The organism is Streptomyces sp. NPDC045022 (assembly GCF_056432605.1).
Genome location: NZ_JBWKIR010000014.1, coordinates 99,539 through 114,333, shown reverse-complemented (window position 1 = coordinate 114,333; position 14,795 = coordinate 99,539). Strand labels below are relative to the sequence as shown.

Genomic DNA, 14,795 nt, shown 5'->3' with positions numbered 1-14,795 from the left:
GGCCGGGGGTCTCCAGCGTACGACGCCGGGCTCGACGGCGCGGGGGGCTGTGGACAACCCCGGATGACGGCGGGCGCCGAAAGACAGCGAGAAAGGCCGGTGCCGGGAAGTCGTCGACTCCCCGGCACCGGGTTTTCCCCCCGCAACCCCCGTATGCGGTGGTCGTCGGCCGTGCGCCCGCTGTGCGGTGGTCGCCGGCCGGGTCTGCGTGACTAGTCCGTCGCGATGGCGTTCAGTACGTTCATCCGGCCCGCCCGGAACGCCGGAATCAGCGCGGCGAACAGGCCCACGAAGGCCGAGCCGATGAAGACCCCGGTGATCGTCGGCCAGGGGATGTCCAGGACCTTCAGGCCCTCCAGCGCGAGGAGCTTCTGGGCGGTGGCGCCCCAGCCCATGCCGAGACCGAGACCGAGCAGGGCGCCGAAGACGGCGATCACCACGGACTCCAGGCGGATCATGCGGCGCAGCTGGCGGCGGGAGAGGCCGATGGCTCGCATGAGGCCGATCTCCCGGGTCCGCTCGACCACCGACAGCGCCAGGGTGTTCACCACACCGAGGACCGCGACGATGATCGCGAGGGCCAGCAGGCCGTAGATCATGTTCAGCAGCTGGCCGATCTGGTCCTTCAGCGCCTTCTTGTAGTCGGTCTGGTCGCGCACGGTCAGTTCCGGGTAGTCGTGCAGCGTGGACTTGAGCGCCTTGTAGGCGGCCGCCTGCTGCCCGTCCTCGGCGGAGGCGAAGACCAGCTGGTCGAGCGGCATCCGGTCGGCGGGCACGTACCTGGCGGCCGTGGCGATGGAGGCGTACATCGCGCCCTTGTCGATGACGACGTCGTCGCTGGTGATCGCGCGGACCGTCAGCTTGGCCGTCGCACCGCCCTCGAAGCCGACCGCGACGGTGGAGCCGAGCTTGAGGCCGTGCTTCTTAGCGAAGCCCTCGAAGACGGACATCGAGCCGGGCTGGTAGGCGTCGGCGAGGCGGCCGGTGACCGTCTTGGTGCGCAGGTCCCGCGCGTAGGTCGGGTCGGCCGCGTTGATGGTCTGTTTCCTGGAGACCTGGCCGTCCGGGGTGGTCAGCGTCGCGTCCAGGAGCTTGTACTCGGTGACCCGCTCCAGACCCGGCGTGCTCTTCACGGCCTGCACCGCCTTCGGCGGGACCAGGTCCTGCTCGTTGTCGCCCTGGATGATGAAGTCCGTACCGACGGTCTTGTCCAGCTGGTCGGTGGCGGAGGCCACCATGGAGGAGCCGACCACCGACAGGCAGGCGACCAGGGCGAGGCCGATCATCAGGGCGGCGCCGGTGGCGCCGGTGCGGCGCGGGTTGCGCAGCGCGTTGCGCTCGGCCATCCGGCCCACGGGTCCGAACATCCGCAGCATGACCGCGCTCAGGACGCGGACCAGGCCGCCGGCGAGCAGCGGGCCGATGACGACGAAGCCGATCAGGGTGAGCACCACGCCCAGGCCCAGCCAGCCCGAGCCGGTCGTGGCCTTGTCGGCGGTGGCGGCGACGTACAGGCTCCAGCCGCCCGCGCCGGTGAGGACCAGGCCGATCACGGCCCGGATGGCACCCGCCTTGGCGTCGGCGGGGGCGCCCGTCTCGCGCAGGGCGGCCATCGGGGAGACCTTGCCGGCGCGCCGGGCGGGCAGATAGGCGGCGAGGACGGTGACGAGCACACCGAGCAGGAGGCCGATCGCAGGGGTGGTCCAGGCGACGGTCAGGTCGTCGGTGGACAGGTGCATGCCCATGGTGCCCATGAGTTTCATCAGACCGACGGCGATGCCGACGCCGGCGCCGACGCCGAGTACGGAGCCGAGCACGCCGAGCAGCAGGGCCTCGACGAGCACGGACCGGTTGACCTGCTTGCGGGAGGAGCCGATGGCGCGCATCAGGCCGATCTCCCGGGTGCGCTGGGCGACCAGCATGGAGAAGGTGTTGATGATCAGGAAGATGCCGACGAGGAAGGCGATCCCGGCGAAGCCGAGCATCGCGTACTTCATGACGTTCAGGAAGCCCTGGAGATCCTTCTGGTTGGCGTCGGCGACCTCCTTGGCGGTCTGCACCTTGTAGTCGTGGCCGAGGGCGGCGGTGACGTTCTTCTTCAGCTGCGCGTCGGTCACGCCCTTGGCGGCGGTGACGTTGATGTTGGTGTAGACGCCGGTTCGGCCGACGAGGGTCTGCTGGGCGGTCCTGGTGTCCAGGTAGAAGATCGCCGCGCCGGGGTTGGTGACCTTGAAGGCGGCGATGCCGGACACGCGCGCGTGATGTGTACCCAGCACCGTGATCACGCCGATGTCGTCGCCGAGCTTCAGGTGGTGCTTGTCGGCCGTGTCGGCGTCGACCATCACCTGGTCGGGACCCTTGGGCGCCGTACCGGAGGTGATCCTCATGGTGCGGGCGTCGTTGCCGTTCCAGCTGCCGACGATGGTGGGCGCGCCGCTGCTGGGCGACAGCTTGTCCTTGTCGGCGTCGACGACGGTCGCCGAGGTGGAGAACACCGTGCCCTCGGCGGACCGCACGCCCTCGGCCTTGCGGACCTCCCCGGTCACGGAGGCCGGCACGACCGGCGGCCTGCCGGTGCGGGAGGTGGTCTCGCCGGTGTCGGAGGAGCCCTTGGCGCTGACCGTCACGTCCGACGCCGTCGCCTGGAACAGCTTGTCGAACGTGGTGTTCATCGTGTCGGTGAACACCAGGGTGCCGCACACGAACGCCACCGACAGCAGCACCGCGACCGCCGACAGCGCCATGCGGCCCTTGTGCGCGAAGAAGTTGCGCATCGAGGTCTTCAACACGGTCATGACGTACGCCCCCGGGCGTCGAAGTCCTTCATGCGGTCCAGGACCTGATCGGCCGTCGGCTGGTACATCTCGTCGACGATCCGGCCGTCGGCGAGGTACAGCACCCGGTCGGCGTAGGAGGCGGCCACGGGGTCGTGGGTGACCATCACGATGGTCTGGCCGAGTTCGTCCACCGAGCGGCGCAGGAAGCCCAGAATCTCCGCTCCCGCGCGCGAGTCGAGGTTTCCGGTCGGCTCGTCCCCGAAGATGATCTCCGGGCGGGCGGCGAGGGCCCGGGCCACGGCGACGCGCTGCTGCTGGCCACCGGAGAGCTGGGTCGGCCGGTGCTTGAGGCGTCCGGCGAGCCCGACGGTCTCCACGACCCGGTCCAGCCAATCCCGGTCCGGCTTGCGGCCGGCGATGTCCATGGGCAGCGTGATGTTCTCGATGGCGTTCAGCGTCGGCAGCAGGTTGAACGCCTGGAAGATGAAGCCGATCCGGTCCCGGCGCAGCTGGGTGAGCTTCTTGTCCTTCAGGCCGGTGATCTCGGTGTCGTCCAGGTGGATCTGGCCGGAGGTCACCGTGTCGAGCCCGGCGAGGCAGTGCATCAGCGTGGACTTGCCGGACCCCGAGGGGCCCATGATCGCGGTGAACTGGCCGCGCGCGATGTCCACGTCGACGTGGTCCAGGGCCACGACACGGGTCTCGCCGGACCCGTACGCCTTCACGACCTGCCGCGCCCGTGCGGCAACGGCCGTACGCCCTCCAGTGCCCCCGTGCCTGGGAATGGTCACAGCCGATGTCACGGTATGTCTCCTCTATCGGTCGGCAGGTGTGCCGGTGCTCCGGTGTGCCGAAGCGTTCGTCCTGGGTACGTCGATGAGTCTCGCGGCCGGCGGGGGTGCCGCGCGCTGGTGCGAAGCCCCCTCTTGTGCGGGGGAAAACCCCACCCCCGCCGGTTCGGTCAGCCGCCCCCCAGCGGCGTAAAGCCAGGTTAAGGACGGCACCGGGCCCTTCTCCTCCTCCGGCGGTACGAACCTCCCCCGAGCCGTAGTGCGGAGATACCCCTAGGGGCCGTCCACCGCCGGGTGGAGTCCTTCTCGGGGTGGCCTCCACCCTCCGGCCCAGTCAGGCTCCACCCTCCCGTCGCGTCGGGGTCAAGTGGGAAGCTGTCGTACCGGAGATAGGTGCAAGGGCCATGGGGAGGGGATCCGGTGGGGGGTACGACACCCGCGATACGCGGCACCGATCAGGAGCGGAGCACCCGGCGGCGGGGCGCGGTGGTCGCCGCGCTGATGCTCGCCATGGCGCTGGCCGCGCTCGACTCCACCATCGTCTCCACGGCCGTACCCCAGATCGTCAGCGGCCTCGGCGGATTCTCCGTCTTCTCCTGGCTGTTCTCCGGCTATCTGCTGGCCGTCACCGTCACGCTCCCGGTGTACGGCAAGCTGTCCGACACCTTCGGCCGCAAGCCGGTGCTGGTGGCCGGTGCGGCGGTGTTCCTGCTGGGCTCGCTGCTGTGCGCGGCGGCCTGGAACATGGGGGCGCTGATCGCGTTCCGGATCGTGCAGGGGCTGGGCGGCGGGGCGTTGCAGGGCACCGTGCAGACGCTCGCCGCCGATCTGTACCCGCTGGCGGAGCGCCCGAAGATCCAGTCCAGGCTGTCCACGGTGTGGGCGGTGTCGGCGGTCGCCGGACCGGGGCTCGGCGGGGTACTCGCCGCGTACGCGGACTGGCGCTGGATCTTCCTGGTCAACCTGCCGATCGGCACGGCCGCGCTGTGGCTGATCGTCCGTCATCTGCACGAGCCGGAGCGGGAGGCCGCCGCCCGCGCGCGCGTGGACTGGCCCGGTGCGCTCGCGGTGTTCGCGTGCGGCGGGGTGCTGCTGACCGCGCTGGTGCAGGGCGGGGTCGCGTGGCCGTGGCGGTCCGCGCCGTCGCTGGCGCTGTTCGGTACGGGGCTGGCGCTGGCCGCCGTCGTGGTGGTTGTGGAGCGGCGGGCCGCCCAGCCGATCATCCCGGGCTGGGTGTGGCGGCGCCGGACGATCGCGGCCGTGAATCTGGCGCTCGGCGCACTGGGGCTGCTGATGGTGGCGCCGGCGGTGTTCCTGCCGACGTACGCGCAGTCGGTGCTCGGACTCGCGCCCGTGGCCGCGGGTTTCGTGTTGTCGGTGTGGACGCTCAGCTGGCCGCTGTCGGCGGCGCTCAGCCAGCACGTCTACCGGCGCATCGGCTTCCGGGACACCGCGCTGCTCGGCATCGGGACGGCGGCGCTGATCCTGTGCGCGTTCCCGTTCCTGCCGTATCCCGGGGCGTGGTGGCAGCCGACGCTGCTGATGCTGCTGCTGGGCGGGGCGCTGGGGCTGTTCCAGCTGCCGCTGATCGTCGGGGTGCAGTCGACGGTGGGCTGGTCGGAGCGGGGCACCACGACCGCGTCCGTCCTCTTCTGCCGGCAGACCGGGCAGACCCTGGGCGCGTCCCTGTTCGGCGCCGTCGCCAACGGGGTGCTGGCCGCGCGACTGGGCGGGGCCGGCGACCTGGACTCCGTCACGCGCGCGTTGGACGCCGGTACGGCCCCGGAGGCGACCCGGCGGGCGATTGCCGAGGCGGTGCACGCGGTGTACCTCGGCGCGGCCGCGGCGGCGGCGCTGGCGTTCCTGGTGCTGCTGCTGGTGGCGCCGCGTAGGTTCCCGGTGCTCAAGGAGTAAGCGTTTCCACGGGCGTTCGCAGAGGTGCCGGTCCGAGACCACGGTCGCGTACCGGCGCGTGATCGCTCCGGAACGCTGCGCGGAGAACACGCCCGGAAACCATGCGACTCCGGGCGGATATCCGCTGGTTGACGCGGGTACCCCCCTCCGGAGGCGTTTACGTGTAGTAAGCGCATACCGACTGGCCAGTTTGGTGAAAACGCCGCGCGGCCCGGACTCCGCGAGTAGCGTGCGTGGCTCCGCTCCCCCACCTCCCTGCGGTCCGCCGCCACGGACCCGAGCCACGCAAGGAGCCCCGGGATGTCCTACGACCCGGCGCAACCGTCGTACACCTACCCCTGGCAGCCCGCCCCGCCCGAACCGCCCCGCCCGTCCCACCGGCCGCCCCGCGAACCCCTCGGCCACCACAGCGACCTGCGCGTGCTGCGCAGCGCCTACCGCTGGCAGCGGCGCACCGCCACGCTCACCGCGCTCGGCTACTTCACGCTGTTCCTGGTCCTGTCCGCGTGCGCGCCCGGCGTCATGACGAACACGGTCACCGACGGCATCCCCGCCGGCCTGCTGCTCGCCCTCCTCCAGCTCCCCGTCACCTGGCTCGCGATCGCCCTGTACGAGCACACCGCGCGCCGGCACGTCGATCCGCTCGCGGACCGCATCCGCAAACAGACCGAACTGGACGCCCGGCGAGGAGCGACGCGATGACCGGCGCCGCGGGCAGTCCCGCCGTCCCGGGCTTCACCGGTTTCAGCGACTCCGCCCAGGCCATGTCCCTGGTCGCCTTCTCCACCGTCGCCACGGTGACCCTGCTGCTGTGCGTCATGACCGGCCCCGACCGCGACGACCTCGACGAGTTCTACACCGGCTACGGCTCCCTGTCCCCGCTGCGCAACGGCCTCGCCATCGCGGGCGACTACATCTCCGCTGCCACCGTCCTCGGCACCGGCGGAGTGATCGCCCTGTGCGGGTACGACGGGGTCGTCCTCGCCCTCAGCACGGCGCTGTCGCTGATGCTGCTGATGTTCCTGCTGGCCGAACCGCTGCGCAACGCGGGCCGGTTCACCATGGGCGACGCGCTGGCCCGCCGGCTGCCGGGGCGTTGTGTGCGCATCACGGTGTGCGCGGTGACGATCGCCGCGCTACTGCCGCTGATGCTGGTCCAACTGGCCGGCACCGGGCAGCTGATGGCATTCATCCTGGGCTTCTCCAACGAGTCGCTGGAGACCGGATGCGTCATGGGAGTCGGCGCCCTGATGATCGCCTACGCGGCGATCGGCGGTATGAAGGGCACCGCGCTCATCCAGATCCTGAAGATCGTGATGCTGGTCGGTTCGGGCGCCGTCGTCGCCCTGCTGATCCTGCGCCGCTTCGACTGGGACCCGGGCGCGCTGTTCGCCGCGGCGTCACGGCGGAGCGGGGCCGGGCCGGCCTTCCTGCGTTCCGGGCTGGAGTTCGGCACCGGAGCCGGCTCCCGCCTCGACATGATCGCCTCGGAGCTGACCGTGGTGCTCGGCGGCGCCTGTCTGCCGCACATCACCATGCGCATGTACACCGCCTCCAGCGCCCGCCAGGTGCGCCGCTCGATGTCCTGGGCGGTGTCGATCGTCGCCCTGTTCGTCCTGGTCATCACGGTGGTGGGCGTCGGCGCCACGGCGCTGGTGGGGCCCGCGGTGATCGCCGCGGCCGATCCGCAGGGCAACACGGCGTACCTGCTGGGCTCACGGGCGGCGTTCGGTGCCGACGTGTCGACGGCGGACACCTTCCTGTTCACCATGGTCACCACCGCGATCTTCCTGACCCTGCTCGCCTCGGTGGCCGGGATGATCCTGGCCTGCGCCAACTCCCTGGCCCACGACGTCTTCTCGGCCCGCGTGCAGGAGATGCCGGCCCGCCGTGAGATGGCCCTGGCCCGCTTCTCGGCGCTCGCCATAGGCGTCCCGACCATCCTGCTGGCCACCCTGGTGCAGCAGTACAGCCTGCAGCCCCTGGTGACGCTCTCCTTCTGCCTGGGCGCCTCCGCCCTCGCCCCGGCCCTGGTCTACGGCCTGTTCTGGCGCCGCTACACCCGCGGCGGGCTGCTGAGCACGCTGATCGGGGGCTCGCTGACCGTGCTGCTGCTCATGCCGGGCACCAAACTCGTCTCCGGCTCGCCGGTCTCGGCCTTTCCGCACGCCGACTTCAACTGGTTCCCGTTCACCACGACCGGCATCGTCTCCATCCCGGCCGGCTTCTTCTTCGGCTGGCTGGGCACGGTGGTGTCGGGCCGCGCGAAGGCGGAGCAGCAACGGCGCCAGTACGAGGCGGTGGAGGGGCGGATCCTGGCGGGAGCGGTGCGCAAGTGACGCGTCGGCGGGGGCGGGGGGGGCACCGGCACGGCCGGCCGCCCGGCCCCCGCGCGGGGTCTGTGGCGGCCGCTACTCCAGGGCGGCCCGGCCCGTCAGCGAGATCAGGCTGCTGCGCACGCTGTCCATGTGCGCCTGTACGTCGTCCCAGGTCTCGCCGTGTTCGCGCAGCACCCGTTCCGTCTCCCGGGCGATGCGCTCCTCGCACATGCGCGCTTCGGCGATGATTTCGGCGGCACGCGCGTGTGCCTCCTCCTGGCAGCGGCCCGTGGACTCCTCGACCTCACCGAACGCCCGCTCGGCCTCGGACAGCGCGTGCTCGGCCCGACCGACCCGCTCGGCGAGCCGGGCCTCGAGCGCGGCCGCCGTCTCGGCCTCCTCGCGCTCCGCCGCCGCCCAGCGCTCGGCGTGCTCCCGGGACTGCTCGGCGAGCATGCCGGTGGTCCGCTGCCGTGCCTCGCGCAACGCGGCAAGGGCCTCTCCGCGCTGTTCCTTCACCGCACGCCGGGCGCCGATGCGGATTTCGTCGGCCTCGGCGTGGGCGGCGAGGAGCCACTGGCGGGCGCGCTCGTCGGCTTCCTCACGCAGCGCTTCCGCCGCTTCCTGCGCTTCCCGGCGCACGTCCTCGGCGCGCGCCTGCGCCTGCGTGACGTGCTCGTGCGCTTCACGCCGGGTGCGCTCGCTGAGGTCCGCCGCCTCGTCCAGCACCTGCTGGAACAGGCGCCGCGCGCCCTCACCGAGTGCCTCGTACGTCTGCGGCACGAGCCGGGAGACGACCTCGCGCATCCGCGCCGCCTCCGCGTCCATGTCCTTGGCGAGCACGGTCAGGCGCGCGGCGCGCTCCCACGCGGCGTCCCGGTCCTGCCACAGCGCCGCCAGGTACGCGTCAACCTGCTCGGGGCGGTAGCCGCGCCCCCGGACCATCACGAAGTCGTGCGGCGACATCGATGCGCTGCTCACCTGGCAACCCCTCTCCACCGGACATACACGACGGGATGATTCCGCGCATATCCTGATGGATCGGACGTGAGTGTTCATAACGCGACACTCCGCAGTCACGTCACGGTCCAGATGCCGCACTTCGCGATCGGTGGGGAGGGTGGCTGATCGTGCACCGGCCGGTCATGCCCTCCACGCGCGCGTGAAGGGCATGATCCGCTCACACCCGGCCTGCTTGCGCTACAGCAACCCGTCCCACATCTGCTCCAGCAGCACCGACCACCAGCTCTCCGGAGAGCCGAGCGCCGCCGGGTCCAGGGCGGCCAGCTGCGCCTGGAAGTCGACGGTCCAGCGGCCCGCCTGCTCCTGGTTCAGCCCATACCGCAGGCGCCACATCCGGCCCAGCAGCGCCAGGCAGCGCGCGAACTCCGGCAGCCCGCTGTTCACGAACTGCGGCGGCACCGGAGCACCGCCCGGCCCCGCCTCCACCGGCACGGCCACGATGTTCGCCGTGCCGTACTGCACACAGATCGCCTTGCCGAAGTCGGTGCCCATGACGAGGTACGACCCCGCGTCCGCCGCCGGCTGCACCCCACGCTCGGCAGCCAGCTCCGCCAGCGTCGGCACCGGACGGCCCGGCTGTGCCTGCGCCCAGAAGAACGGGCCCATGTCCAGCGGCAACCCGGCCACGACCAGCATGTGCGCCACGATCGGCGGCACACCCTGCCGGGACACCGCCTGCTGTTCGAACCGGAAGATCCCCGGCCCGAACGCCGCCGCCAGCTCCTGCGCGATGCCCTCCGGCGGGATCGCCGGCGCGGCCTGCACCGGCGGTAGCGGCGCCCGCACCGGCGCCGGCCGCGCGGGGCCGTCCGCCACCTGGTGCAGCTCACCCTGGTGCGCCAGCAACTGCTGCATGCCCTGCTGGCGGCTCGCGTGGTCCGTGCCGTACGGTGCGATGCTCGCGATCCGCGCCTGCGGCCACTGCTCTCGGATCATCCGCGCGCAGTAGGCGCCCGGCAGCTCGCACGACTCCAGTTCGGTGTGCAGCTCCAGTACCTGGTCCGGCGGCACGTTCATCGCGCGCAGCTCGTGGAAGATCTGCCACTCCGGGTGCGGCGTGCCCGGCGCCGAACGCCGGATCAGCTGCTGCTCCGAACCGTCCTGCGCGCGATAGCGCAGCACCGCCTGATAACCGGGGCCGACCGTCGGCTGCGCCTGCTGCGGATACCCGTACGCCGGTGGCTGTCCCGGCACCGGCGCGCCCGGCGGCGGCACCGCGCCCGACGGCATCTGCTGCGGGGCGCCCGGATGGCCCGGGCCTCCCGGAGCGCCCGGCACACCGAGTGCGCCGGGGGCGGGCGGCGGGGGTGCGCCCGGGCCGGCGACGGGGGGCGCGGACAGCACTGTCTCGGCGTGGTGCACGGCACCGCGCGCACCACCGGGAGCACCCGGGACGCCGGGCACACCAGGCCCGCCCGGGGCGTTCGGGACCCCGGGAGCACCGGGCGGGCTCGGCATACCCGGGGCGCCTGGAACCTGCGGCGCACCGGGCACACCGACGGCCCCATGAGCACCCGGTGCCTGCGGCACCCCCGGGGCGTTCGGGACCCCCGGGGCGTTCGGGACCCCCGGAGCACCGGGCTGGTTCGGCATGCCGGGAGCGTTCGGGACCCCGGGAGCACCAGGCGGGTTCGGCATGCCCGGAGCGCCCGGGCCGCCCTGCATCCCGGACGGACCCGGAACACCCGGGGCGCCCGGAGGCTTTGGCGCGCCGCCGCCCAACTGGCTGGGGTCGGCCAGCACCGTGGCCGCGTGGTGCACGTTGCCCCGAGGCGTGCCGCCCGGAGCACCCGAAGGCGCGGCGGGCGGGTTGGGAGCCCCCGGCACCTGCGCCCCGCCGGCACCCCCCGGACCAGCCGGCGCACCGGCACCGACCGGCCCCTGAGGCCCGGGCCCCTCGGGGCCGAGCGCCGACACGAGCTGCGTCGGCACATACCCACCCGCGGACGCACCCGGCGCGGGCGAAGCCGCCGCGCTCCCGGGGCGCGCGCCCGGCGTACCAGGGACACCCGGCGGTGGAGGCGGCGCGCCCACCCCACCGCGTGCCTTCTTCGGCGGCGGGGCCGCCTTGCTCGTCGCGGCGTCCGCGATGTCACCGGCGTTCGGCGCGAGATGCCGCGCGGACGCATCCGGTCCCGCGGGAGGCCGCGGCTCGTTCGGCGCACCACCCGGCGCCTGCGGGTAGCCGTACCCCGGAGCACCTTGCGGGTAGCCGTACGACGCGGCGCCCGGGGGCGGCGGGGGCGTGCTGCCCTGCGGAACGCCCGGCGTGCCGGGAGCAGCGGGGGACGCGGGCGGTGTGCCGTGCGCCGACGGATAGGCGGGTACGCCCGGCGGGGTCGTACCGGGGGCGGCCGGCGCCTGCGGGTAGCCGTACGGCGGCGTGCCGCCCTGCGGAGCGCCCGGTGCCCCGGGGCCGACAGGCGCCCCGGGTGCTGCGGGCGCGCCCGGCGCATACGCGGCATCGGGCACCCCCGGCGCACCACCAGGGCCAGAATGCGCCCCCGGCGCAGCACCCCAAGGAGCGGTCGGACCGGCTTGCGTGCCGGGCGAAAAGTCCTGGCCTCCCGGAGGGTTCGAGGCATCGAGCACCGGCGCCACCGCCGTCGGCGGCAGCTGACTGCCCCTCGACATCAACGCCGTCTTGGCATCCGGCTCCGCCGCCCGTGGCCGCGGAACGTCGTCGGCCGAGTCGCTCAACGGCGGCGCGAACACCGTCGCCGGCAACGGCACGGAACGGTCGTCCTCACCGGCGTCCGCGTTCGTGTCCGTACCGGCCCAGGGCGTGGCCCCAGGAGGCGCATCCACCGGAGCCGGAGCGACCCCGGGCACCCCCGGGCCACCAGGCACACCGGGACCACCGGAACCCGGCGCACCGGCACCGGCACCGGCAGCAGCCCCGGGCACGCCGGAAGCGCCAGGCGCGCCACCCCCACCCTGCACCCCACCGAACGCCCCGGATGCCGCGGAGACCGCGGCAGCCCCGGACGCCCCGGGCACCCCGGAAACCCCCCGGGCCTCCCCCGGCACCCCGGCCTGCGTCTCCGCCAGCCCGGCACCACCGACAGAAGCCCCGTCCCCGGCACCGGCGTTCAGGCCCCCGGCACCAACACCAGCGCCCGCACCGGACCCCACGCCCGCGGTGGAAGCAACCCCCTCCGGAGCGCCGGCACCACCCTCACCGCCGCGCCGCCGGTCCTCGATGCCCAGCTTGTCCGCCGCCTCCTGCAGCCACTCCGGCGGAGACAGCAGGAACGACGTCTGGTTCAGATCGACCCGAGCCGCGGCAGCCGCCGGCACCGCGTCCCGAGGCTCCTCGGCCCGGCCGTACTCCTCCTCGTACCGGCGGATCACCTCACCCACCGGCAGCGCGGGCCACAGCGTGGCCTCCCCGCTGTCCCGGGCGAGAACCAGCCGCTGCCCGCCCGCGTCCGAACGCGGGCCCTCCGCACGGTCCTCGCCCCACACCACGAAACCCAGCTCGAACTCCCGCACCCGCACCTCACGGTGCTGGTACGCGGGGACGTCGCCGTTGATCCACTCCTCGGCGCGCTCCTGCGCCTGCGCGTAGGTCACCATCGCCTGCAGCTCACTCCCCCACCGGGCCGGAAGACACCGAGCCGGAAGACACCGGGACGACACGGGCGAAACCGCCGTCCACCATCAGATTGGCCACCGTCTCCAACTCCGGCGGACTGCCGGCCAGCCGGGACAGGAAGACATCGAAATCGTCACCGCACGGCAGCAGCAGACGCTCCACCCGCTCCGCCGGCGACCACGACGGATCCACGTCCCGCACATCGTCGTACGCGCAGAACCACACCGAACCGACCCGCTCGCCCTTCACCTTCACCGCGAGCAGACCACCCTGCACGAACGTGACGCCCAGGTAGTCCTTCGTCAGATGGTCGCGCAGACACTTGTTGACGTACACCAGATCATTGACCGCGGCCTCGTCCCGCACCGTGAAGAACGGCTGGTCCACCAGCAACCCCAGCTCGGCGTCCAGCGCCGTACCGACCGGCGCGCAGCCGCCCGCCGCCTTCAGGAACGAACGGTAGGCACCGGGAAGCCGGTAGCCGAGGTCCTCCTCGACACCCTGCACCTGCGTCTCCGTCACCGCCACACCCGACTTCGGCAGCCCGAAATGCGCCGGACGCGTCTCCTGCAACGGCCGCGTCCCCCGCTTGGCGTGATCCACCCGCGCCGACGCCACCCCACCGTGGTGCCGCAGCAACGCCTTCACCTCGACCGGCACCAGCTCCAGCCGCCGCGTGCCCGCCACGTGATGCCACGTCCAGCCGTGCGGCGTGGCCACATCCGGCACCGTGTCCCACAACTCGTGCCCGTCCGCCGCCAACGCCGCGTTCGCCGACACGAAGTCCGTCAGCCGCAACTCGTCGACACCGAAACCCTCCGGCGGCTCGGCGATCTCCACCGCCACGCGCGCGTACGGCGAGAAATCCGGGTAACCATGCTCATCGACCCGTACCCCTCTCGGGTGACGTGCCGCCCGGACCGGATCCGGGAAGTGCACGACCTGCCCGGCGTAGGCCGCGTTCGGCGGCGCGGCTTGCTGCCCGAGCCGACCTGTCGTCATGGCGGTTGCCCCCTGCGGCGTTCTCTCTGGCCTGAACGGCGGTGTCGATCGCGGATGGCGACAGCCTATGCGGTACACGAACCCCGGTCACCGGCCCATCACCTCCCCGCGGACACCACCCCTCCGCTTGTGTGACCAGTCGTCACCCCAACGTCACCACCCGCCCCGGTCCTGGCGTGTCGCGGCGCCCCAGCTTCCACACCAGCCACGGCATTTGGCACCCTGTGTCCTTCGGGGGACGCCCGCGAAGGGGAGAACGACGATGAACGCCTTGCAGACCGGTGGTACGGACGTGCGGGCCGGCGATCCTCGCATCGGCTGGAGCGGCCACGGCACACCCCCCGCCCCGACCCTCCGCCACCGTCGCGACGGCATCCTGCCCACCGTCGCCGCGGCCCTCTCCGTCCGCGGCGCCACCCTCACCGGCACCGCCGCCCGCGGCGAGGAACCCCCAGCCCTGCACCCCCTGGTCCAGGACTTCCTCGACACCCTCACCAGCGCCCAACGCGACCGCTTCACCGGCCGCTGCGCCGAAACCATTCTCATCTCCCGGCACATCACCGCCGCCGACGCCGCCCGCAGCAAACGCGCCGCCCGCAGACCCATGAGCAACGGCGAAGCGCGTAAAGCGCTCAAGCAAGCCAAACTCACCGCCCGCCGCATACGCGAGGACGGCGACCCCCTGCACGGCAGCTTCGCCACCCCCTGCCGCGCCTGCACCGCCCTCAGCGCCCACTTCGGCGTGCGCATCGTCGACCCCACGGCAACCGTCGACCGATAACCCCGTCACCCCCGCCCACACCCGCAACACCCCGCCGGCACGACGAACGAAGGGCAGATGCACCCCGACCGCGCCTCCTCCCCCCAGCACGCGACCCCGCCCGGGCAGGGGGGATCCCCCTCGCGCTTCCCCGCGCCCGTGGACGCCGCCCTGCGCGCCGCCGGCTGGCAACCCGGACGCTGGGACATAAAGCAGGCCGAGATCTGGGCGGACACCCTGCGCGAGCACACCTCACCGGCCGGGCACCGGCACACCGTCTTCCCCGCGGCCGTCGAGGCCTGGGCCGAATTCGGCGGCCTGAGCATCACCCCCGGCGGCCCCGGCCGCCAGATCGCCCCCGCCACCCTCCACCTCGACCCCCTGCACGGCCTCCACCACGCCCGCACCCTCGGCGACCTCGGCCGTGCCCTCGGCACCGAACTCAGCCCCCTCGGCCAGGAGACCGACACCGCGGCCCTCCTCGCCATCGACGCCGAAGGCCGCGTCTACACCCTCGACCACACCGGCGACTGGTACGCCGGCCCCGACCTGGACCACGCCCTGTCCACCCTCATCACCGGCATCGAACCCGTCCGCCTCACCGCGGGCTGA

Annotated in this window: 10 protein-coding genes; 5 read left to right on the top strand and 5 right to left on the bottom strand. The window is 72.8% G+C overall.

Features of this window, described 5'->3' with window-relative positions:
- Window positions 1-212: 212 nt before the first annotated feature.
- The gene (locus AC07C1_RS24700) at window positions 213-2,795 is read right to left on the bottom strand and encodes an ABC transporter permease (protein ID WP_478942271.1); all 2,583 of its coding nucleotides are present in this window, start codon (window positions 2,793-2,795) and stop codon (window positions 213-215) included.
- The gene (locus AC07C1_RS24695; protein ID WP_478942269.1) at window positions 2,792-3,580 is read right to left on the bottom strand and encodes an ABC transporter ATP-binding protein; all 789 of its coding nucleotides are present in this window, start codon (window positions 3,578-3,580) and stop codon (window positions 2,792-2,794) included. The genes AC07C1_RS24700 and AC07C1_RS24695 overlap by 4 nt, the downstream gene beginning before the upstream one ends.
- A 408-nt stretch (window positions 3,581-3,988) precedes the next feature.
- Between AC07C1_RS24695 and AC07C1_RS24690 the strand changes: the two genes are divergently transcribed.
- From AC07C1_RS24690 to AC07C1_RS24680, 3 genes are all read left to right on the top strand, one after another.
- Window positions 3,989-5,482: an MFS transporter gene (locus AC07C1_RS24690; RefSeq protein ID WP_478942267.1), complete on the top strand. Its 1,494-nt coding sequence runs from the start codon at window positions 3,989-3,991 to the stop codon at window positions 5,480-5,482.
- 300 nt (window positions 5,483-5,782) lie between these two features.
- Window positions 5,783-6,184 carry a DUF485 domain-containing protein gene (locus tag AC07C1_RS24685; RefSeq protein WP_478942265.1) on the top strand — a complete coding sequence of 134 codons (402 nt, stop codon included), beginning with the start codon at window positions 5,783-5,785 and terminating at the stop codon, window positions 6,182-6,184.
- Complete coding sequence (locus tag AC07C1_RS24680) at window positions 6,181-7,821, top strand: sodium/solute symporter (RefSeq protein ID WP_478942264.1); 1,641 nt, start codon at window positions 6,181-6,183, stop codon at window positions 7,819-7,821. Before AC07C1_RS24685 ends, AC07C1_RS24680 begins: the two co-directional genes overlap by 4 nt.
- Window positions 7,822-7,893: 72 nt before the next feature.
- On the opposite strand, the gene AC07C1_RS24675 is transcribed toward AC07C1_RS24680, so the two are convergent.
- The 3 genes from AC07C1_RS24675 to AC07C1_RS24665 all read right to left on the bottom strand — a co-directional run bounded on the left by AC07C1_RS24675 (window position 7,894) and on the right by AC07C1_RS24665 (window position 13,423).
- Window positions 7,894-8,766, bottom strand: a complete 873-nt coding sequence (locus tag AC07C1_RS24675) for a cellulose-binding protein (RefSeq protein WP_478942400.1) — start codon at window positions 8,764-8,766, stop codon at window positions 7,894-7,896.
- Window positions 8,767-9,000: 234 nt separating this feature from the next.
- Window positions 9,001-12,402 carry an SUKH-4 family immunity protein gene (locus AC07C1_RS24670; RefSeq protein WP_478942262.1) on the bottom strand — a complete coding sequence of 1,134 codons (3,402 nt, stop codon included), beginning with the start codon at window positions 12,400-12,402 and terminating at the stop codon, window positions 9,001-9,003.
- Window positions 12,403-12,412: 10 nt separating this feature from the next.
- Complete coding sequence (locus AC07C1_RS24665) at window positions 12,413-13,423, bottom strand: SMI1/KNR4 family protein (protein ID WP_478942260.1); 1,011 nt, start codon at window positions 13,421-13,423, stop codon at window positions 12,413-12,415.
- A gap of 262 nt (window positions 13,424-13,685) precedes the next feature.
- Between AC07C1_RS24665 and AC07C1_RS24660 the strand changes: the two genes are divergently transcribed.
- A complete protein-coding gene (locus AC07C1_RS24660; protein WP_478942258.1) occupies window positions 13,686-14,204 on the top strand; it encodes a YwqJ-related putative deaminase in 519 nt (172 codons plus the stop codon).
- Between the two features lie 57 nt (window positions 14,205-14,261).
- A complete protein-coding gene (locus AC07C1_RS24655) occupies window positions 14,262-14,795 on the top strand; it encodes an SUKH-3 domain-containing protein (protein WP_478942256.1) in 534 nt (177 codons plus the stop codon).

Coding starts and splice junctions, on each gene's coding strand:
- AC07C1_RS24700 (WP_478942271.1), bottom strand. CDS start 2,795: ATGACCGTGTTGAAGACCTCGATGCGCAACTTCTTCGCGCACAAGGGC.
- AC07C1_RS24685 (WP_478942265.1), top strand. CDS start 5,783: ATGTCCTACGACCCGGCGCAACCGTCGTACACCTACCCCTGGCAGCCC.
- AC07C1_RS24680 (WP_478942264.1), top strand. CDS start 6,181: ATGACCGGCGCCGCGGGCAGTCCCGCCGTCCCGGGCTTCACCGGTTTC.
- AC07C1_RS24675 (WP_478942400.1), bottom strand. CDS start 8,766: ATGTCGCCGCACGACTTCGTGATGGTCCGGGGGCGCGGCTACCGCCCC.
- AC07C1_RS24670 (WP_478942262.1), bottom strand. CDS start 12,402: ATGGTGACCTACGCGCAGGCGCAGGAGCGCGCCGAGGAGTGGATCAAC.
- AC07C1_RS24665 (WP_478942260.1), bottom strand. CDS start 13,423: ATGACGACAGGTCGGCTCGGGCAGCAAGCCGCGCCGCCGAACGCGGCC.
- AC07C1_RS24660 (WP_478942258.1), top strand. CDS start 13,686: ATGAACGCCTTGCAGACCGGTGGTACGGACGTGCGGGCCGGCGATCCT.
- AC07C1_RS24655 (WP_478942256.1), top strand. CDS start 14,262: ATGCACCCCGACCGCGCCTCCTCCCCCCAGCACGCGACCCCGCCCGGG.